The organism is Rhodobacter xanthinilyticus (assembly GCF_001856665.1).
GTDB lineage: Bacteria > Pseudomonadota > Alphaproteobacteria > Rhodobacterales > Rhodobacteraceae > Rhodobacter > Rhodobacter xanthinilyticus.
Genome location: NZ_CP017781.1, coordinates 2,373,136 through 2,391,725, shown reverse-complemented (window position 1 = coordinate 2,391,725; position 18,590 = coordinate 2,373,136). Strand labels below are relative to the sequence as shown.

The window sequence follows — 18,590 nt, the reverse complement described above, 5'->3', positions numbered from 1 at the left end:
GGGGATTGGTCAATCCCGCCGATCGGCGCAGAGGGGCTTTGACAGCGGCGCGCCTTGCCCGCAAGCTGGGCCCATCTCAATTTCCGGAGGGTTACATGATTGCTCGTTTTCTCGCTTCGGCGGCCGTTTTGGCGCTTTCGGCCGGGGCGGCATCGGCCGATTACACGCTGCATATCCTGCACACCAACGATCTGCACAGCCGGATCGAGCCGATCAACAAATACGATTCGACCTGTGGCGCCGAGGATGAGGCCGAGGGCAAATGTTTTGGCGGCATCGCGCGGGTGGCGGCGAAAGTGGCCGAGCTGCGCGATCAGATCACGGCCGAGGGCGGCCATGTGATCGTGCTCGATGCGGGCGACCAGTTCCAGGGCTCGCTGTTTTACACGACCTACAAGGGCGCCGATACGGCAGAGTTCATGACCGATATCGGCTATGATGCCATGGCTGTCGGCAACCATGAGTTCGATGACGGCCCGGCGGCGCTGGCCGCCTTCATCGAAAAGGTCAAGTTCCCTGTCATTTCGGGCAACCTCGATCTGTCGAACTCGGCCGAGCTGAAGGGCAAGGTCGCCAAACATGCGGTGCTCGAGGTGGGGGGCGAGAAGATCGGGGTGATCTCGGCGCTCGCGACCGATACGGTCGAGACCTCCTCGCCCGGGCCGAATGTGATCTTCCAGGCCGAGGCCGACAGCCTTGCGGCGGAGGCGGCGGCGCTCGAGGCCGAGGGGGTGACGAAGATCATCGCGCTCACGCATACGGGCTTCGTGAAGGACAAGGCGCTCGCGGCGGTGCCCGGGGTCGATGCGGTCGTGGGCGGGCATTCGCACACGCTCTTTTCCAACACCGAGGAGGGGGCGGAGGCCTATCCGACGATGGTCGGCGCGGTGCCGGTGGTGTCGGCCTATGCCTATTCGAAATATCTCGGCCATCTGGTTTTGACCTTTGACGACGCGGGCGTGCTGAAGGAGGCCAAGGGCGACACGATCTTGCTCGATGCCTCGGTGACGCCCGATGCGGCGGTCGCGGCGCGGGTGGCGGAGCTGGCCAAGCCGTTGCAGGAGATGCGCGAGAAGGTGGTGGCGGAGGCCGCGGCCGAGATCGACGGCGCGCGGGAGAACTGCCGGCTGAAGGAATGCGCGATGGGCAATCTGATCGCCGAGGCGATGCTCGACCGGGTCAAGGATCAGGGCGTGACGATCGCGATCCAGAACGGCGGCGGCGTGCGCGCCTCGATCGATGCGGGGCCGGTGACGATGGGCGAGGTGCTCACGGTTCTGCCGTTCCAGAACACGCTCTCGACCTTTGAGGCCAAGGGCTCGACCATCGTTGCGGCGCTGGAAAACGGCGCGAGCCAGATGGAGGAGGGCGCGGGGCGGTTTGCGCAGGTTGCGGGGCTGAAATACACCGTCGACCCGGCGGCCGCGGTGGGCGCGCGGATCTCGGAGGTGATGGTGCGCTCGGGCGAGGATTGGGCGCCGATCGACCCCGAGGCGGTCTATGGCGTGGTCACGAACAACTATGTCCGCACCGGTGGCGACGGGTTCAAGATGTTCGATGCCGAGGGGATGAAGGCCTATGATTTCGGGCCCGATCTCGCCGATGTCACGGCGGAGTATCTGGCCAAGGTCGGGCCCTATAGCCCGGTTCTCGATGGTCGCATCACGGTGAAGTGACGCCTTTTCAACGGGTTGCGGGGGCCTTTCGGGGCCCCCGTTTGCATGGGGGGCAAGATGGACGCAGAGGGCCTGTTGCGGGCGATGTTTGGCGCGGCGGTGGCGGCGGCCGATCCGATGCGGGTCTTGCCGCGGGTTTTGGGGCCGCGGCCGGGGGGCCGGGTCGTGGTGGTCGGCGCGGGCAAGGCTTCGGCGCGGATGGCCGAGGCCGTCGAGGCGGCTTGGGGGCCTTGCGAGGGGCTGGTGATCACGCGCTATGGCTATGCGCGGCCGTGCCGGGGGATCGAGATCGTCGAGGCGGGCCATCCGATCCCCGATGCGGCGGGGGTGGCGGCGACGGAGCGGATGCTCGGGCTCTTGCGGGGGCTTGGCGCGGAGGATTTCGTGCTGGCGCTGATCTCGGGCGGGGGCTCGGCGCTTCTCTGTGCGCCGGCGCCGGGGCTGGGTTTGGCGGAGAAACAGGCGCTGACGGGGGCGCTTCTGGCCTCGGGCGCGCGGATTTCGGAGATCAATCTGGTGCGCAAGCATCTGAGCGCGGTGAAGGGCGGGCAGCTTGCGGCGGCGGCCTATCCGGCGCGGCTGCGGGCGCTTTTGATCTCGGATGTGCCGGGCGATGACCCGGCGGCGATCGCCTCGGGGCCGACGGTGGGCGAGGCCCAAGGCGCGGGGGCGGCGGCGGCGGTTCTGGCGCGCTACGGGATCGCGCCGCCTGCGGCGGTTTTGGCGGCGGGGGCGGGGGTGATTGCGCCGGGCGATGCGCGGCTCGGGCGGGCCGAGACGGAGGTGATCGCGGCGCCAGGGGCCTCGCTGGCGGCGGCGGCGGAGGTTGCGCGGGCGGCGGGCTGCGCGGTCGAGATCCTCGGCGATGCGCTCGAGGGCGAGGCGCGGGAGGTGGGCCGGGCGCAGGCGCGTGCGGCCTTGGCGCGGCGCGGGGCGGGGCCGCTCGTGCTCCTCTCCGGGGGCGAATGCACGGTGACGCAGACGCCCGGCGCGCGCGGGGTCGGGGGCCCGAACGCGGAATTCGCGCTCGCGGCGGCGCTCGAGCTTGCCGGTGCGGCGGGGATCTGGGGGATCGCCTGCGATACCGACGGGGTCGATGGCGCGGCCGAGGTGGCGGGGGCGGTCTTCGGCCCCGAGACGCTCGCGCGCGGGGCCGCGGCGGGGCAGGACCCCGCGCGCGCCTTGGCCGAGCATGACAGCCACGGCTTCTTCGCGGCGGCGCAGGGCGCGGTGGTGACCGGGCCGACGCTCACCAATGTCAACGATTTCAGGGCGTTGCTGGTTCTTCCGGCAGAACGGTGACCGGCGCGGGGAGGACCACCTCCTCGAGGTTGGCGCTCGGCCCGATCCGGTCGACGACGGCGAAGAGGCCCGGCGCGGCGAGCGGGGTCAGCACGCCATGCCAGGTGCCGCGGCGAAAGTTGATGCCCTGCGCGCCGCTCGTGAGGAAGGCGCGCGGCGCGCCGGGGCGCCCGCCCGCATCGGGGGCGACGATGATCAGGAACGGATCGGCCGTCATCGGCAGGAAGGCCTGGCTGCCCTCGGGGTGGCGCTCGAGCAGCTCGAACGTATAGGGCAGCGCGCGCGGCACCGCCTGAAAGACCGAGATCCCGGCGCGGCCGGGCGCGGGGCCGAAATCGAGCGTGGCGCGGTCATGAAAGCGCCCGCAGAGGCCCGCGTTGATGATCTTGTCGGGCGGGCCGGCGGCCTCGAGCACCTCGCCGAAGGGGGCGAAGGCGGCGGCGGTCAGCGGTTCGGCGCGGATCTGCATGGCTCAGCGCGCGAAGGGGCCGCGCAGATGGGCGTGGCGGTTCACATCCTTGTAAAGCAGGTAGCGGAACGGCCCCGGCCCGGCGGCGTAGCAGGCCTGCGGGCAATAGGCGCGCAGCCACATGAAATCGCCCGCCTCGACCTCGACCCAATCGCGGTTGAGTTTGTAAACCGCTTTGCCTTCAAGGACATAGAGGCCGTGCTCCATGACATGGGTTTCCTCGAAGGGGATCAGCCCGCCGGGTTGGAAGGTGACGATATTGACATGCATGTCGTGGCGCAGGTCGGTCGGGTCGACAAAGCGGGTGGTCGCCCAGCGGCCCTGGGTGTCGGGCATCGGCGTGGGCGCGATCTCGCGCTCATTGGTCACGAAGGCCTCGGGCGGCGTCAGGCCGGGCACGCGGTCGTAGAGTTTGCGCAGCCAATGGAAGCGCAGCGGGTGGTCGGCGCCGTTCTTGACGCGCCAGGCGGTGCCCGGCGGGATATAGGCATAGCCCCCCGCGGCGAGCTCATATTCCTGCCCGTCGAGCGAGAGCCACATCTCGCCCTCGGTGACGAAGAGCACATGTTCGGCGCCGGGCTCCGGGTCGGGCTCGTCCGAGCCGCCATCGGGGGCGACCTCCATGACATATTGCGAGAAGGTCTCGGAAAAGCCGCTCATCGGGCGGGCGATCAGCCAGAGTTTCGTGCCCTCCCAGCCGGGCAGGTAGCTCGTCACGATCTCCGAAAAGCAGCCCTTCGGGATCACGCAATAGGCCTCGGTGAAGACGGCGCGGCCGGTCATCAGCGCGGTTTGCGGGGGCAGGCCGCCCGGGGGGGTGTAGTAGCCGGTCATGGCAGAAGATCCTTCAGGCGCAGGCCCGCGATCCGTTCGACCTGGGCGCAGGCGGTGGCAAATTCGGTGTCGGCGTCGTTGGCGAGGCGGGTCTCGAAGGCGCGCAGGATGCCCGCCTTGTCATGGTCGCGCACGGCGATGATGAAGGGGAAGCCGAAGCGCGCGGTATAGGCGGTGTTAAGCGCCTCGAAGCGGGCGCGCTCGGCGTCGGTGAGCGCATCGAGCCCGGCGGAGGCCTGTTCGGCGCTGCTTTCCGCGGTCAGGCGTTTGGCCTGGGCGAGTTTGCCGGCGAGATCGGGGTGGGCGCGCAGCACGCGCAGCCGCTGGCTCTCGGAGGCGGAGCGGAAGGCGCGGGCGAGGGCGTTGCCAAGGCCCACCGCGCTGTCATGGGCGGGGCCGAGCTCGAGATCCCAGGCCTGCTCGGCGATCCAGGGGCTGTGCTCGTAGATCGCGCCGAAGGCGTTGACGAACTGGCCGCGGGTCATCTGGCTCGGGCGGGCGAAGCGGCGATGGGGGTGGGTGGCGGCCCAATGCGCGGCGATCTGGCCGCGGGTCGCGAACCACACGCCGTCATGGGTGCGGGCGTAATCGAGGAAGCGCTTGAGCCCCGCGACCTTGCCGGGGCGGCCGATCAGCCGGTTGTGCAGCCCGATCGAGAACATCTTGGCGCGGCCCTCGAGGCCCTCGGCGTAGAGCGTGTCGAAACTGTCCTTGAGATATTGGAAGAACATCTCGCCCTCGATCCAGCCCGGCGAGGTGGCGAAGCGCATGTCATTGGCCTCGAGCGTATAGGGGATGACGAGCTGATCGCGCGCGCCGACTTCCAGCCAATAGGGCAGGTCGTCGTCGTAAGTATCGGAAATCCAGTCGAAAATGCCGGTCTCGGCGGTCAGGCGCACGGTGTTGGCCGAGCAGCGGCCGGTGTACCAGCCCGTCGGCGGGGCGCCCACGACCTCGGTGTGCAGGGCGATCGCCTCGGTGATCTGGCGGCGCTCCTCGGCCTCGGGCATGTCCTTGTGTTCGACCCATTTCAGCCCGTGGGAGGCGATCTCCCAGCCCGCCGCCTTCATCGCCTCGACCTGTTCGGGGTTGCGGGCGAGGGCGGTCGCGACGCCGTAGATGGTGATCGGCAGGCCCATCCCGGTGAAGAGCCGGTGGAGCCGCCAGAACCCGGCCCGGGCGCCGTATTCATAGATCGACTCCATGTTCCAATGGCGCTGGCCCGGCCACATCGCGGCGCCGGCGATATCGGAAAGGAAGGCTTCGGAGGCCGCATCCCCATGCAGGATCGAATTCTCGCCGCCCTCTTCGTAATTGAGCACCAGCGAAATCGCCACTTTCGCGCCGCCCGGCCAGGCCGCATCGGGCGCGTTCGGGCCGTAGCCGCGCATGTCGCGAGGGTATCGGATCATCGGAGCCTCCGTTTTTCCAGCCGATCAAAAGCGCAATCCGGGGCGGGCGCAAGAGGCTTTGCGCGCGCCCTTGTGAGCGGCGCCGCGCCGCCGCATAGTCGGGCAAAACGGAGGCTCCGATGGACGGATATTTGACGACGCATGTGCTCGATACGGCGCGCGGCCAGCCCGCCAAGGGGCTGCGGGTGGTGCTTTTTGCGCTCGAAGGGGGCGCACGGCGGTTGGTGGCGGAGGCGCAGACCAATGCCGACGGGCGCACCGATGCGCCGATCCTGCCGCGCGGGGCCTTCGCGCCGGGGGTTTACGAGCTCGAGTTCCACGCCGGGGATTACCTGCGCGCGAGCGGGCAGGCGGGGGCGGAGCCGCTTTTCCTCGACATCGTGCCGATCCGTTTCGGGATTTCGGACCCGCAGGCGCATTATCATGTGCCGCTGCTGCTCTCGCCCTATGGGTTCAGCACCTATCGGGGGAGCTGATCGCCTGAAATTTGATCTTCGGGTCAGAAAACGGGCGGGCGGGGCGCGAAATCCGGCCCGGCGGGCTTGAAGCGCGGGCGCGGCGGGCGGATGCTTGGCCAAAACGAGGGAAGCATGCTCGATTATACCTTCTGGCTGGAATGGGCGCAGTTTGCCGTGCGCTGGGTGCATGTGATCACGGCGATCGCCTGGATCGGGTCGTCGTTCTATTTCATCGCGCTGGATCTCGGTCTGCGGCCGGAGGCGGGGGCGCCGCGGGGCGTGCATGGCGCGGCTTGGCAGGTGCATGGCGGCGGGTTCTACCACATCCAGAAATATCTCGTGGCGCCCGAGCGGATGCCGAGCGAGCTGACCTGGTTCAAATGGGAAAGCTACGCGACCTGGCTGTCGGGGTTTGCGATGCTGATCCTGGTCTATTGGCTCGGGGCGGAGTTCTTTCTGGTCGACCCGCGGGTGGCGGATATTCCGGTCTGGGCGGCGGTGGCGATCTCCTTCGGGTCGCTGGTTTTTGGCTGGTTGGCCTATGATTTCATTTGCAAAACCCGGTTCGGGGATGACAACACGCGGCTGATGGTGGCGCTTTATGTGATCCTCGTGGCACTGGCCTGGGGCTATACGCAGGTGTTCTCGGGGCGCGCGGCGCTTTTGCATCTGGGGGCGCTGACGGCGACGATCATGTCGGGGAACGTGTTTCTCATCATCATCCCGAACCAGAAAATCGTTGTGGCGGATCTTGTGGCGGGGCGGGTGCCGGACCCCAAATATGGGAAGATCGCCAAGCAGCGCTCCACCCATAACAACTATCTGACGCTGCCGGTGTTGTTCATGATGGTGTCGAACCACTATCCGCTGGCTTTCTCGAGCGCGTGGAACTGGCTGATCGCGGCGCTGGTGTTTCTGATGGGGGTGACGATCCGGCATTTCTTCAACAGCCATCATGCGCACAAGGGCACGCCCTGGTGGACCTGGGGGGTGACGGCGGTTCTGTTTGCTCTGGTGGTCTGGCTCTCCTCGCTCGGCCCGGGCGACGAGGCGGTGGGGCTTGATGAGGCCGCTTTGGCGCCGGCGCAGGCGCGGTTTGTGCAGGCGCCGGGGTTTGACGAGGTTGCCGGGATCGTGATGGGGCGGTGTTCGATGTGCCATGCGGCGGAGCCGGGGTTCGACGGGATCGGGCGGGCGCCGAAGGGGGTGCATCTCGAGACGCCGGCGCAGATCGCGGCCGCCGCGCGGCAGATCTATGTGCAATCGGGGCTGACCCATGCGATGCCGCCGGCGAATCTGAGCCTGATGGAGGAGGCTGAACGCGCGGCCATTCGGGCCTGGTATCGGCAGGCGATGGGGCTGGCTTCAGCAGGCTGAGGGCTGAGGCGGGCTGAGGGCTGCGGCGGAGGTGAAAAGAGCGGCGCAGGGCCGCTCTTTTGCTTGGATCTCAGAAGTCTTCCCAGTCGTCTTCCGTCCGGACGGGCTTCAGGGCGCGGGCGGCGGAGTTGCGGCGCACCGAGCTGAAGGCGATCGGCGGATTGGCCTCCGCTTGGGGGGCTACGTTCGGGCCGGCCGGTTTGCGCGCGCTCGCAACCGCTTTGAGATGCGGCGCCGAGGCGCGCGCGGGGGGCGGCGCGGGCATCGCGAGGGGGGCTGCCGCGCCCGGGGCGCCGAGGCGGAAGCGGGCCATGGTCGTGCCGAGGCTGTCGGCCTCTTGCAGGAGCGACTGATGGGCGGCCGAGGTTTGCTCGAACATCGCGGCGTTTTGCTGGGTCACCTGATCGAGCTGGTTCACCGCGGTGTTGATCTCGGCAAGGCCCGCCGATTGCTCGCTGGTCGAACCGGCGATATCCGCAACGGTGGTATAGATGTCCGCAACCGAGGTCTGGATGCCGTTCAGGGTTTCGCCCGCCTGGCCGACGAGTTCGACGCCGCGTTTGACCTGCGTCGAGGAGGAGGAGATCAGGCTGGCGATTTCACGCGCGGCGTCCGAGGAGCGTTGCGCGAGGGCGCGGACCTCGGAGGCGACGACGGCGAAGCCGCGACCGGCTTCGCCCGCGCGGGCCGCTTCGACGCCCGCGTTGAGGGCGAGCAGGTTGGTCTGGAAGGCGATCTCGTCGATCACGCCGGTGATGCGGGAGATCTTGTTCGAGCTTTGCTCGATCTCGCCCATGGCGAGCACCGCCTCGTGCACCACCTCGCCGCTGGTCTCGGCGTGTTTCTTGGCTTGAGAGACCATTTCGTTGGCGCGTTTGGCGCCCTCGGCCGCGGAGACGACCGAAGCGGTCAGCTCGTTCAGCGCGGCGGCGGTTTCCTCGAGGGTCGCGGCTTGTTGTTCGGTGCGGCGCGACAGATCTTCGGCGGCGTGGGAAATCTGGCCGGTTTCCGAGCGGATCGAATCGGCTTTCTCGAGCACGCTTTGCATGGCGCTGCGCAGGGTCGCGGTCGCGCGGTTGAAATCCTGGCGCAGGGTTTCGTATTCGCCGGGGAACACGGTGTCGATGGGCCGGGTCAGGTCGCCTTCGGAGAGGTGCTCGAGCGCGGCGCGCAGGGTGTCGATCACGTTGCGCTGATCGGCCTGATCTGCGGCGCGCGCGGCTTCAATGCGGGTGCGTTCCTCGACGATCTCGGTGATGTCGGTGCCGAGCAGCACCTGTTTGATCACGGTGCCGCTGCGATCGCGGATCGGGCCGAAGACGGCGTCGAGATGCGCGAGCGGTTGCGGGGCGCGCTCAAGCGACAGGGGGCCGACGATCTGGTCGCCCCGCGCGAGGCGGGCAAAGATCGCGTCCGAGCCGCCTGCATCGCGCAGGAGCGGGGCGAAATCGCGCATCCGCAGCGTGTCGAGGGGGGCACCGAGCATCTTGCAAAACAGCGCGTTGGCTTGCAGCAATTTGCCGTCGGCGGTGAATTCGGCGCGGACCTGGGTGGTATCCATCGCCTCGAGAATGGCGGCGTTCTGGCGCGATTCGGTGACATCGAGCCATTCCGACACATGGCCGATCTTCCCGCCGTCGGCATCGAAGACCGGGTTGATCAGCACGGTCAGCGCGCCGGAGGCGAGCTCTTGTTCGAGGCGCAGGGTCTCGGTCGCGCCGCCGTCGAGAGGGGCGGCGGTCTGGTGGGCCGAGGGCAGGATTTGATCGGCGCGGGTTCCGAGCAGGGTCTCGGGGTCGAAGCCGGGCTGCAGCTCGCGCAGGGCGGCGGCGTGTTTGTGCAGCAAGTGGCGCATCGCCGCGTTCATGTAGGTGATGCGGTGATCGTTGTCGGTCAGCATGAAGGCGGTGGTGCCGGCGCTCAGCGCGGCGCCGCGGATCAGGGCGAGGCGGTTGGCCTCCTCCGAGGCGGCGAGGTCGTCGCGGAAGGCGCTGAGCGAGCGGGCGATCGCGCCGATTTCATCCTGGCGGCCGGTTTCGGGGATGGTGAGGGCGTAATCTTGCGCCGAGACGCGGGCCATGGCGCCGTTGACGCGGGTCAGCGGGCGGGCCAGGCCGCGATGCAGGGCCCAGCCGATCAGCGTTTGGCTGATCAGGGCGATCACGGTGGTGATCGCGATGCTCTTGAGAAGCTGGGCGTTGATCACGGCGATGGCGCGCTTGTCGCTCCAGGCGATGGCGATGGCGCCGACATTGGTTTCCCCGACTTTCACCGGGATCGCGTAGGTGAGCTCGTCGGGCGAGCGGGCCGGGCTCTGGGTGCTCAGCGCGGTGGCGGCGGTGGCCTTGAGTTGCGCGGGGGCGCCGCCGGCATCGATCTCGGCGAGGACGGTTCCGTCGGCCAGCAGCGCGATGGCGCCAAGGCCTTCCCCATCCGAATCCGCGATCAGCGCCTTGAAAGCGTCATCGGCGGGCTCCGCCTTGGAAAAGCGCAGCGCGCCGCTGATCTGCCGCGCGATCAGCGGGGTCAGTGCGGCGACATGCTCGCGCGCCTCGAGCACGGCGGTGGCGCGGGCGCTGCGGTAATTGGCGATGCCGAGGCTCGTCGCGGCGAAGATCGTCGCGGCGAAGGTCATCATCAGGGTCTTGAAGAACACCGAGCGGTAGAAGGGGAGGGAGGCCTGGATCGTGGTCATGATCTGTCCGTCAGTTGAGTTGCTCGGCATCGACCGCGACGGTCATCGCGCCGATGGCGGCGCCCGAGGCGGGGTCGGTGACGGTGAAGGAAATCTGGACCTGATAGGTCTGGGTCGATTCGTCGAATTCGACCTCGCTGACATGGACCGCCTGCGGGCCGGCCCCATAGGTTGCGGTGAACTTCTCTTCATCCCCCTGCCAGTAGTCCGAGGTCAGGTAGGCGGTGGCGACGTTGAGGCCGAGGTTGTCCATCACGAAGGCTTCGGTGAAGCGGCCCTGCGAGGCATCGATCTTGGCGCGCAGCGTGTCGGAGGCGGCATTGCCGAGCACCGGGGCGATGGTCGGTTGCGCGGCGGCGCCGACCTCGGCGCCCCAGGCTTTGTCGAGCGCGTCGATCCTGGCGGCGTCGAAGCCCGCATGGGCGGTATTTTGTGCCTCGATCGCGGCGATGATCTCGGGATCCTGCGCCCAGGAGCGCAGCTCATCCGCGACAAGGCCCTGGGCCTGGGCGCTGACATCAGCGGCCTGGGCGCAGGGGGCGAGGGCGAGAAGGGCGGCGAGGGGGAGGAATTTGAACATCGACAGGCTCCAGACGCGAAGTGGATCACATTTGGAGATCACTTTAGCGATCAACCCTTTCCAGCAGTTTAACCGCCGCAGATTAACCGCCTTGGCAGAACGAGATTTTCTGGCCACCCTTGCAGCGTCTGGTGCGCGCTACTAAGACTCTCGTAAAGATCTACGGTTATGCAGTGAGACGGCAACGGAAGGCAGGCTGATGAAAGACCCGATTGAGACGTATATGAACACGCTCGTGCCGATGGTGGTCGAACAGACCTCGCGGGGCGAACGCGCCTACGATATCTACTCGCGCCTGCTCAAGGAGCGGATCATTTTCCTCTCCGGCCCGGTGCATGACGGCATGTCGACGCTGATCTGCGCGCAGCTGCTGTTCCTCGAGGCGGAAAACCCGACCAAGGAAATCTCGATGTATATCAACAGCCCCGGCGGCGTGGTGACCTCGGGGCTGTCGATCTACGACACGATGCAATATATCAAGCCGAAGGTCTCGACGCTGGTGATCGGCCAGGCGGCCTCGATGGGCTCGCTCCTGCTGCAGGCCGGCGAGAAGGGGATGCGATTCTCGCTGCCCAATTCGCGCGTCATGGTGCACCAGCCCTCGGGCGGCTATCAGGGCCAGGCCACCGACATCATGATCCACGCCCAGGAGACGCAAAAGCTCAAGCGGCGCCTGAACGAGATCTATGTCAAGCACACCGGCAACGATTACGAGACCGTCGAAGCGGCGCTCGAGCGCGACAATTTCATGTCGGCCGAAGACGCCAAGGCCTGGGGCCTGATCGACGAGATCCTCGAGAATCGCGGCAAGGCCGAGAGCGACAAGTGATCTGCCAGAAGTGAGCCTCCCTTAACCGGGAGGGGCATTTTGGCATTGTGGTGACATAGGGGCTGCCCTAGACTTTCGGACAGGGCAGCCCGCAAGGGCCCCGGGGGCGCCCCGGGCAGCGCAGAGGAAGACGATGGCGAATAATTCCGGCTCCGACAGCAAGAACACGCTCTACTGCTCGTTCTGCGGCAAGAGCCAGCATGAGGTGCGCAAGCTGATCGCGGGCCCCACGGTGTTCATCTGCGACGAATGTGTCGAACTGTGCATGGACATCATCCGCGAGGAGACGAAGTCCAGCGGGCTGAAATCCACCGATGGCGTGCCGACGCCGCGCGACATCTGCAAGGTGCTCGACGATTATGTCATCGGCCAGATGCATGCCAAGCGCGTGCTCTCGGTGGCGGTGCACAACCATTACAAGCGCCTCAACCACAGCTCGAAGACCGATATCGAGCTTGCGAAATCGAACATCCTGCTGATCGGGCCGACCGGCTGCGGCAAGACGCTGCTGGCGCAGACGCTGGCGCGGATCCTCGATGTGCCGTTCACGATGGCGGATGCGACGACGCTGACCGAGGCGGGCTATGTCGGCGAGGATGTGGAAAACATCATCCTCAAGCTCCTGCAGGCCTCGGAATACAACGTCGAGCGCGCGCAGCGCGGCATCGTCTATATCGACGAGGTCGACAAGATCACCCGCAAGTCGGACAACCCCTCGATCACCCGCGACGTGTCGGGCGAGGGCGTGCAGCAGGCGCTGCTGAAGATCATGGAGGGCACCGTCGCCTCGGTGCCGCCGCAGGGCGGGCGCAAGCATCCGCAGCAAGAGTTCCTGCAAGTCGACACGACCAACATCCTGTTCATCTGCGGCGGCGCCTTCGCGGGGCTCGACCGGATCATCGCGCAGCGCAACAAGGGCACGGCGATGGGCTTCGGCGCCGATGTGAAGAACAACGATGACCGCGGCGTGGGCGAGCTCTTCAAGGAACTCGAGCCCGAGGATCTGCTGAAATTCGGCCTGATCCCGGAATTCGTCGGCCGTCTGCCGGTGATCGCGACGCTCGAAGACCTCGATGAGGCGGCGCTGGTGACGATCCTGACCGAGCCGAAGAACGCGCTCGTCAAGCAATACCAGCGGCTCTTCGATATCGAGGGCGTGAAGCTGACCTTCACCCCCGATGCGCTCTCCGCGATCGCCAAACGCGCGATCAAGCGCAAGACCGGCGCGCGCGGGCTGCGCTCGATCATGGAGGACATCCTGCTCGACACGATGTTCGACCTGCCGGGGATGACCGATGTGCAGGAGGTCGTGGTGAACGAGGAGGCGGTCGACGCCGCCGAGGCCAAGCCGCTGCTGATCTACGCGGAAAAGAAAGAACCCAAGACCGCCGGCTGAGGCGGGAAGCGGCGGGCGAAGGCCCGCCGTTTTGCTTTTGGCTGCGGCGATTTGCCCCCAAAACTCTGGACCTTGGCGCGGCCTGCGCTATAAGGGGCCAAGCAAGCTCTGCGGAGGAACGAGATGAAATTTCTGCTGCGCCTTCTGACCTGGTGGAACAGCCAGACCCTTGGCACCCAGCTTTATACCGCCCGCAAAGGCGTGAAAGTGGGCGAGGATGAGCAGGGCAATATCTATTATCAGACCCGTGACGGCGTGCGACGTTGGGTGATCTATAATGGCGATGTCGAGGCGACGCGCGTTCCGACCGAATGGCACGGCTGGCTGCACCATACGTTCAAAGAACCGCCGACCAAGGCGCCGCTCGCCCACAAGCCGTGGGAGCTGCCGCATATGGCCACGCAGACCGGCCTTGCCTCGGCCTATGTGCCGGCGGGCTCGATGCGTCAGGCCGCCCCGGTGGAGCGCCGCGATTACGAGGCGTGGCAGCCGAAGTAAGGCGCCAAGGGGGCTCCGATGAGCGAGAATCGGGCCGAGGTTCTGGCAGGGCTGGCGGTCGTCGCGGTGGCGGCGGGGTTCATGCTCTGGGCGGGCAGCGGCTCGCGGCTGGCGCCCACGGGCGCGAGCTATCCGCTCGAGGCGGCGTTCCGCTCGGTCGAAGGGGTGTCGGTGGGCACCGATGTGCGTCTCGCCGGCGTCAAGATCGGCACGGTGAGCGCGATCGCACTCGATCCGAAGAGCTATTTCGCCAAGACCACGCTCGCGCTCGACCCGGGCGTGCAGATCCCCGATGATTCGGTGGCGATCGTGGCGTCCGAAGGGCTGATGGGCGGAGCCTATATCGAGATCGTGCCGGGCGGCAGCCTCGACACGCTCGCCGCGGGCGCCGAGATCACCGATACCCAGGGCGCGGTTTCGGTTCTGTCCTTGATGATGAAATTCGCAGGCGGCGGCGCGGCCCCCGCCGCGCAGGAGGGCGCGCAATGATCGGCAAACTGGTTCTGGCTCTGGTCCTGGCGGGCGGCGCGGCCGCGGCGCAGGGGGCCCCGGAGGGGCTCGCCGAGGCGCCGGGCGCGGTCTTGCGCGGGCTCGACAAGGTCGCGGGCATGTCGCAAGACATCACGCTGGCCACCGGCCAGACCGCCGAATTCGGCCATATCACGGTGACGCTGCGCGAATGCCGTTACCCGGCCGAAGACCCGTCCTCGAACGCCTATGCCTATCTGATCATCGCCGACAAGGGCGCCGAGAAACCGGCCTTCGCGGGCTGGATGATCGCCTCGAACCCGGCGCTCTCGGCGCTCGATCATCAGCGCTATGACGTCTGGGTCATGCGCTGCAAGATCGACTGAGGGCTGGGCACGGCGGGGGCGGTGAATTCTGCGGGCCGCTCGAGCGCGCGCGCGAGTTGGCGGCGATACTCGAGCCGCGGGATCTCGACGCCGCCGAGGCTGGCCAGATGCGGCGTCAGATATTGCGTATCGAAAAGCCGGAACCCCGCCTGGGTCAGCCGGTCGACGGTATAGGCGAGGGCCACCTTCGAGGCATCGGTGATGCGCGAGAACATGCTCTCGCCGAAGAAGGCCGCGCCCAGCGTGATGCCGAAGATCCCGCCCGCGAGCTCACCACCTTTCCAGACCTCGAGACTATGCGCATAGCCCGCGGCGTGAAGTTCGTCATAGAGCGCGACGAGCGGCGCGTTGATCCAGGTCTCGGGCCGGTCGGCGCAGCCCTCGACCACGGCGCGAAACGCCGCGTTTGTTGAAATAGTGAAAGTCTCGCGCCGGATCACCCGGGCCAGAGACCGCGAGATGTGGAATTTCTGCAAGGGGATCACGCCGCGCAGCTGCGGGTCGAACCAGTAAAGCTCGCGCGCCTCACGGCTTTCGGCCATCGGGAAGATGCCCTGCGCATAGCCCGAGAGCAGCATTTCCGCGCTCAATCCCTGCATCGCCCTCCCTCTCCTGCGGCCGCCTCCGGGCCAGAATGCGCGCAAACCGCGGCGGGTTCAAACAGGTTTCGGGCATGAAAAAACGCCCCCTTGCGGGGGCGTCTCAACAGCGTCGCGGCTCAGCCGTAGGTCCGGGCGAGCCATTTCTCGAGCCAGTGGATCGAGTAATCGCCGCGCTGGATATCGGGCTCGGCCAAGAGCGCGGTGAAGAGCGGCACCGTGGTATCCACCCCGTCGACGATCAGCTCGCCGAGCGCGCGCCCGAGCCGCGCGAGCGCCTCGTCGCGGTCGCGGCCATGCACGATCAGCTTGCCGATCAGGCTGTCGTAATAGGGCGGGATCTTGTAGCCGTCATAGAGCGCGCTATCCATCCGCACGCCGAGGCCACCCGGCGCGTGATACTGGGTGATCTTGCCGGGGCAGGGCGAGAAATTCGGCAGCTTCTCGGCGTTGATCCGCACCTCGATCGCGGCGCCGCGGATGGTGAGATCGTCCTGGGCGAAGCTCATCGCCTCGCCGGCCGCCACGCGGATCTGCTCGCGCACGAGGTCGACGCCATAGATCGCCTCGGTCACCGGATGTTCCACCTGCAGGCGGGTGTTCATCTCGATGAAGTAGAACTCGCCATCCTCGAACAGGAATTCGATCGTGCCGGCGCCGGAATACTGCAGCTCGGCCATGGCATTGGCGCAGATCCCACCGATGCGGGCGCGTTGCTCGGGCGTGATGCAGGGGCCGGGCGCCTCTTCGAAGACCTTCTGGTGACGCCGTTGCAGCGAGCAATCGCGCTCGCCGAGATAGACCGCCTTGCCGCGGCCATCGCCAAAGACCTGCACCTCGATGTGACGCGGCTTCTGGAGATATTTCTCCATATAGACCTCGTCATTGCCGAACGCGGCCTTCGCCTCGGAGCGCGCGGTGCGGAAGGCGATCTCGAGCGCCTCCTCGTTTTCGGCGACCTTCATGCCGCGCCCGCCGCCGCCGGCGGTGGCCTTGATGATCACCGGATAGCCGATTTCGGCGGCCACGCGTTTGGCCTCGGCCACGTCGGCGACCCCGCCGTCCGAGCCCGGCACGACCGGGATGCCGAGCTTTTTCGCGGTGTCCTTGGCGGTGATCTTGTCGCCCATGATGCGGATATGCGCCGCCGAAGGGCCGATGAAGGTGATGCCGTGATCTTCCAGCACCTGCACGAAATTCGCGTTTTCCGAGAGGAAGCCGTAGCCCGGGTGGATCGCCTGCGCGCCGGTGATCTCGCAAGCCGCGACGAGCGCGGGGATCGAGAGGTAGCTTTCCGAGGAGGGCGGCGGGCCGATGCAGACCGATTCATCGGCCATGCGCACATGCATCGCGTCCGAATCGGCGGTGGAATGCACCGCGACCGAGGCGATCCCCATCTCGCGGCAGGCGCGGATCACGCGCAGCGCGATCTCGCCGCGGTTGGCGATCAGGATCTTGTCGAACATGGCTGCGCCCTCACTCGACGATCATCAAGGGCGTGCCGAATTCGACCGGGCTCGCGTCGTCGATCAGGATGCGCTTGACGGTGCCCGATTTCGGCGCGGGGATGTGGTTCATGGTCTTCATCGCCTCGACGATCAGCAGCGTCTGGCCTTCCTTGACCGTATCGCCGACCTTGACGAAGGCCGCCGCACCCGGCTCGGGCGAGAGATAGGCGGTGCCGACCATCGGCGAGGCGACGGCGCCCGGATGCGCGGCCGGGTCGGCCTCGGCGGCCGGGGCCGCGGCCGGGGCCGGGGCCGGGGCGGCCGGCGCGGGGGCGTGGGCCATCGGGGCGGGGGCGGCATAGACCGGCGCGGGCGCGGCGACCACGGTGGCCTGTTTCACCACGCGCACCTCGAGGCTGTCATCCTCGCCATATTCCCGCACCACCGCGATTTCCGTCAGCTCGTTCTTGTTCAGAAGCTCCGCGAGAGCCTGAATGAAGGCGACGTCGTTTTCATGGGTCTGTTTGCTCATGCCATCCTCGGAAGGTGCTGTCAGGGAATGGGCCCCCTCGGGGCCCTTATTGTCGCGATGCTTATACGCCAGCATGCGGGGGGAGGAAAGCGGCAACGACTGCCGCAGCGTCAGCGCGCACCGGGCTGGCGGGTAAAATCTGCCCAAAATTTCAGCAATCACCCCGCCGCAGCGCGGAATTTCGGGGCTTTCACGCCGGGCCAGGCTCTCGCAATAATTTTACCACTTGATAAAATTTAGCCCCGTGGCAGCGTGGAAAAAAACCAAAACGCCAGCCAGGGAGGTCCACCCGTGACCACAAGCCAGCTTACCCCCGGGGTCGTCCCGGGGCGGCTCTCGCCGCAAGACTATTGCGAGAATTTCGCCGATATCGCGCCGCGGCTCAGCGCCCATGAGGCGCGCGTCGCGGCCGATCGGTGCTATTTCTGCCATGACGCGCCCTGCGCCACGGCCTGCCCGACGACGATCGACATCCCGCTCTTCATCCGCCAGATCGCGACCGGCACGCCCGACGCCGCGGCCAAGACGATCCTGTCGCAAAACATCCTGGGCGGGATGTGCGCGCGGGTCTGCCCGACCGAGACGCTGTGCGAGGGCGCCTGTGTGCGCGAGGCGGCCGAGGGCCAGCCCGTCGAGATCGGCCGCTTGCAGCGCTTTGCCACCGATACGCTGATGGAAAAGGGCCCGCAGCCGTTCAAGCGCGCGGCGTCCACCGGGCGCTCGGTCGCGGTGGTGGGGGCGGGGCCGGCGGGGCTCGCCTGCGCGCATCGGCTGGCGATGAAGGGCCATGAGGTCACCATTTACGAGGCGCGCGCCAAGGCGGGCGGGCTCAATGAATACGGGATCGCGGCCTATAAGGCGCCGGGCGGGTTTGCCGCGGCGGAGGTCGCGTGGCTCCTCTCGATCGGGGGGATCACGCTGGTCGAGAACTGGCGGCTCGGGCGCGCGGGCGATGGCACGCTCGAGGATCTGCTGGCGGACTATGACGCGGTCTTCCTCGGGATCGGGCTTTCGGGCGTCAACGACCTTGGTGTGCCGGGCGCCGATCTGGCCACCCCGGCGACCGAATTCATCGCCGCGCTGCGCCAGGCCGAAGACCTCGCCACGCTGCCGGTGGGGCGCAAGGTGGTGGTGATCGGCGGCGGCATGACCGCGATCGACGCCGCGGTGCAGGCGAAGCTCCTGGGCGCCGAGACCTCGACGCTGGTCTATCGCCGCAGCCAGGCCGAGATGCCGGCCTCCAAGGTCGAGCAGGACCATGCCGCGGTGAACGGCGTGCGGATCATCACGAATGCCGCGCCGGTCGCGATCCATGCGGTCGAGGGCGGGCTCGAGGTCGAATTCGCGCGCACCGAGACCGGCGGCGCCGGCCTGCGCCAGCTTGACGATACCTTCCGGCTGAAGGCCGATCAGGTGCTCTCCGCGATCGGTCAGGCGCTCGGGGCGCTGCCCGAGGGGGTCAAGCCCGCGGGGCGCAAGATCGGCACCGATGGCGCGGGGCGCACCGCGCGGGCGCGGGTCTGGGCCGGGGGCGATTGCACGCCCGCGGGCGAGGATCTGACCGTCACCGCCGTCGCCCAAGGGCGCGATGCCGCTGAAGACATTCACACTTTCCTGATGGGGGCCTGATC

At 67.4% G+C, this 18,590-nt stretch carries 18 protein-coding genes; 10 read left to right on the top strand and 8 right to left on the bottom strand.

What is annotated here, in order from left to right; genetic code table 11:
* Window positions 1-95 precede the first annotated feature (95 nt).
* Window positions 96-1,676, top strand: a complete 1,581-nt coding sequence (locus LPB142_RS11645) for a bifunctional metallophosphatase/5'-nucleotidase (RefSeq protein ID WP_071166473.1) — start codon at window positions 96-98, stop codon at window positions 1,674-1,676.
* A gap of 57 nt (window positions 1,677-1,733) precedes the next feature.
* Window positions 1,734-2,978, top strand: a complete 1,245-nt coding sequence (locus LPB142_RS11640) for a glycerate kinase type-2 family protein (RefSeq protein WP_071167236.1) — start codon at window positions 1,734-1,736, stop codon at window positions 2,976-2,978.
* Here LPB142_RS11640 and LPB142_RS11635 read toward each other — a convergent pair.
* The 3 genes from LPB142_RS11635 to puuE are packed head-to-tail and all read right to left on the bottom strand — an operon-like array spanning window position 2,944 to window position 5,693.
* Window positions 2,944-3,447, bottom strand: coding sequence for an ureidoglycolate lyase (locus LPB142_RS11635; protein ID WP_071166472.1), 504 nt, complete (start codon window positions 3,445-3,447; stop codon window positions 2,944-2,946). The two genes, LPB142_RS11640 and LPB142_RS11635, sit on opposite strands and share 35 nt — an antisense overlap.
* Window positions 3,448-3,450: 3 nt before the next feature.
* A complete protein-coding gene (locus tag LPB142_RS11630) occupies window positions 3,451-4,281 on the bottom strand; it encodes a bifunctional allantoicase/(S)-ureidoglycine aminohydrolase (RefSeq protein ID WP_071166471.1) in 831 nt (276 codons plus the stop codon).
* On the bottom strand, window positions 4,278-5,693 hold the full coding sequence (gene puuE, locus LPB142_RS11625; RefSeq protein WP_071166470.1) for an allantoinase PuuE: 1,416 nt from the start codon (window positions 5,691-5,693) through the stop codon (window positions 4,278-4,280). The genes LPB142_RS11630 and puuE overlap by 4 nt, the downstream gene beginning before the upstream one ends.
* Window positions 5,694-5,812: 119 nt before the next feature.
* Here puuE and uraH point away from each other — a divergent pair, with 119 nt between their 5' ends.
* Together uraH and LPB142_RS11615 are read left to right on the top strand one after the other, a co-directional pair.
* Window positions 5,813-6,169, top strand: coding sequence for a hydroxyisourate hydrolase (uraH, locus tag LPB142_RS11620; protein WP_068765870.1), 357 nt, complete (start codon window positions 5,813-5,815; stop codon window positions 6,167-6,169).
* 114 nt (window positions 6,170-6,283) lie between these two features.
* Window positions 6,284-7,528, top strand: a complete 1,245-nt coding sequence (locus LPB142_RS11615) for a urate hydroxylase PuuD (protein ID WP_071167235.1) — start codon at window positions 6,284-6,286, stop codon at window positions 7,526-7,528.
* Window positions 7,529-7,598: 70 nt separating this feature from the next.
* Here LPB142_RS11615 and LPB142_RS11610 read toward each other — a convergent pair whose 3' ends face one another.
* Window positions 7,599-10,223 (bottom strand): methyl-accepting chemotaxis protein, encoded by a 2,625-nt coding sequence (locus LPB142_RS11610; RefSeq protein WP_071166469.1) that lies wholly within the window; start codon window positions 10,221-10,223, stop codon window positions 7,599-7,601.
* A 10-nt stretch (window positions 10,224-10,233) separates the two neighbouring features.
* Window positions 10,234-10,803, bottom strand: coding sequence for a hypothetical protein (locus LPB142_RS11605; RefSeq protein WP_071166468.1), 570 nt, complete (start codon window positions 10,801-10,803; stop codon window positions 10,234-10,236).
* Between the two features lie 199 nt (window positions 10,804-11,002).
* Between LPB142_RS11605 and LPB142_RS11600 the strand changes: the two genes are divergently transcribed.
* From LPB142_RS11600 to LPB142_RS11580, 5 genes are all read left to right on the top strand, one after another.
* Window positions 11,003-11,632 (top strand): ATP-dependent Clp protease proteolytic subunit, encoded by a 630-nt coding sequence (locus tag LPB142_RS11600; protein WP_068765873.1) that lies wholly within the window; start codon window positions 11,003-11,005, stop codon window positions 11,630-11,632.
* Window positions 11,633-11,765: 133 nt separating this feature from the next.
* Window positions 11,766-13,028 carry an ATP-dependent Clp protease ATP-binding subunit ClpX gene (gene clpX / locus LPB142_RS11595; RefSeq protein ID WP_068765874.1) on the top strand — a complete coding sequence of 421 codons (1,263 nt, stop codon included), beginning with the start codon at window positions 11,766-11,768 and terminating at the stop codon, window positions 13,026-13,028.
* A 123-nt stretch (window positions 13,029-13,151) separates the two neighbouring features.
* On the top strand, window positions 13,152-13,526 hold the full coding sequence (locus tag LPB142_RS11590; protein ID WP_068765875.1) for an NADH:ubiquinone oxidoreductase subunit NDUFA12: 375 nt from the start codon (window positions 13,152-13,154) through the stop codon (window positions 13,524-13,526).
* Between the two features lie 18 nt (window positions 13,527-13,544).
* Window positions 13,545-14,015 (top strand): outer membrane lipid asymmetry maintenance protein MlaD, encoded by a 471-nt coding sequence (gene mlaD / locus LPB142_RS11585; protein WP_071166467.1) that lies wholly within the window; start codon window positions 13,545-13,547, stop codon window positions 14,013-14,015.
* On the top strand, window positions 14,012-14,380 hold the full coding sequence (locus LPB142_RS11580; protein WP_071166466.1) for a DUF2155 domain-containing protein: 369 nt from the start codon (window positions 14,012-14,014) through the stop codon (window positions 14,378-14,380). The genes mlaD and LPB142_RS11580 overlap by 4 nt, the downstream gene beginning before the upstream one ends.
* Here LPB142_RS11580 and aat read toward each other — a convergent pair.
* The 3 genes from aat to accB all read right to left on the bottom strand — a co-directional run bounded on the left by aat (window position 14,344) and on the right by accB (window position 16,959).
* Complete coding sequence (gene aat / locus LPB142_RS11575) at window positions 14,344-14,979, bottom strand: leucyl/phenylalanyl-tRNA--protein transferase (protein ID WP_071166465.1); 636 nt, start codon at window positions 14,977-14,979, stop codon at window positions 14,344-14,346. The two genes, LPB142_RS11580 and aat, sit on opposite strands and share 37 nt — an antisense overlap.
* A 119-nt stretch (window positions 14,980-15,098) precedes the next feature.
* Window positions 15,099-16,445: an acetyl-CoA carboxylase biotin carboxylase subunit gene (accC, locus tag LPB142_RS11570; RefSeq protein ID WP_071166464.1), complete on the bottom strand. Its 1,347-nt coding sequence runs from the start codon at window positions 16,443-16,445 to the stop codon at window positions 15,099-15,101.
* 10 nt (window positions 16,446-16,455) lie between these two features.
* The gene (gene accB / locus LPB142_RS11565) at window positions 16,456-16,959 is read right to left on the bottom strand and encodes an acetyl-CoA carboxylase biotin carboxyl carrier protein (protein ID WP_068765880.1); all 504 of its coding nucleotides are present in this window, start codon (window positions 16,957-16,959) and stop codon (window positions 16,456-16,458) included.
* Between the two features lie 291 nt (window positions 16,960-17,250).
* Here accB and LPB142_RS11560 point away from each other — a divergent pair, with 291 nt between their 5' ends.
* Entirely contained in the window at window positions 17,251-18,588 is a 1,338-nt protein-coding gene (locus LPB142_RS11560) for an NAD(P)-dependent oxidoreductase (RefSeq protein WP_071167234.1), read from the top strand.
* Window positions 18,589-18,590: the final 2 nt, after the last annotated feature.

Coding starts and splice junctions, on each gene's coding strand:
- accB (WP_068765880.1), bottom strand. CDS start 16,959: ATGAGCAAACAGACCCATGAAAACGACGTCGCCTTCATTCAGGCTCTC.
- LPB142_RS11605 (WP_071166468.1), bottom strand. CDS start 10,803: ATGTTCAAATTCCTCCCCCTCGCCGCCCTTCTCGCCCTCGCCCCCTGC.
- LPB142_RS11635 (WP_071166472.1), bottom strand. CDS start 3,447: ATGCAGATCCGCGCCGAACCGCTGACCGCCGCCGCCTTCGCCCCCTTC.
- LPB142_RS11610 (WP_071166469.1), bottom strand. CDS start 10,223: ATGACCACGATCCAGGCCTCCCTCCCCTTCTACCGCTCGGTGTTCTTC.
- aat (WP_071166465.1), bottom strand. CDS start 14,979: ATGCAGGGATTGAGCGCGGAAATGCTGCTCTCGGGCTATGCGCAGGGC.
- mlaD (WP_071166467.1), top strand. CDS start 13,545: ATGAGCGAGAATCGGGCCGAGGTTCTGGCAGGGCTGGCGGTCGTCGCG.
- LPB142_RS11645 (WP_071166473.1), top strand. CDS start 96: ATGATTGCTCGTTTTCTCGCTTCGGCGGCCGTTTTGGCGCTTTCGGCC.
- uraH (WP_068765870.1), top strand. CDS start 5,813: ATGGACGGATATTTGACGACGCATGTGCTCGATACGGCGCGCGGCCAG.
- puuE (WP_071166470.1), bottom strand. CDS start 5,693: ATGATCCGATACCCTCGCGACATGCGCGGCTACGGCCCGAACGCGCCC.
- accC (WP_071166464.1), bottom strand. CDS start 16,445: ATGTTCGACAAGATCCTGATCGCCAACCGCGGCGAGATCGCGCTGCGC.
- LPB142_RS11590 (WP_068765875.1), top strand. CDS start 13,152: ATGAAATTTCTGCTGCGCCTTCTGACCTGGTGGAACAGCCAGACCCTT.
- LPB142_RS11630 (WP_071166471.1), bottom strand. CDS start 4,281: ATGACCGGCTACTACACCCCCCCGGGCGGCCTGCCCCCGCAAACCGCG.
- LPB142_RS11640 (WP_071167236.1), top strand. CDS start 1,734: ATGGACGCAGAGGGCCTGTTGCGGGCGATGTTTGGCGCGGCGGTGGCG.
- LPB142_RS11615 (WP_071167235.1), top strand. CDS start 6,284: ATGCTCGATTATACCTTCTGGCTGGAATGGGCGCAGTTTGCCGTGCGC.
- clpX (WP_068765874.1), top strand. CDS start 11,766: ATGGCGAATAATTCCGGCTCCGACAGCAAGAACACGCTCTACTGCTCG.
- LPB142_RS11580 (WP_071166466.1), top strand. CDS start 14,012: ATGATCGGCAAACTGGTTCTGGCTCTGGTCCTGGCGGGCGGCGCGGCC.
- LPB142_RS11600 (WP_068765873.1), top strand. CDS start 11,003: ATGAAAGACCCGATTGAGACGTATATGAACACGCTCGTGCCGATGGTG.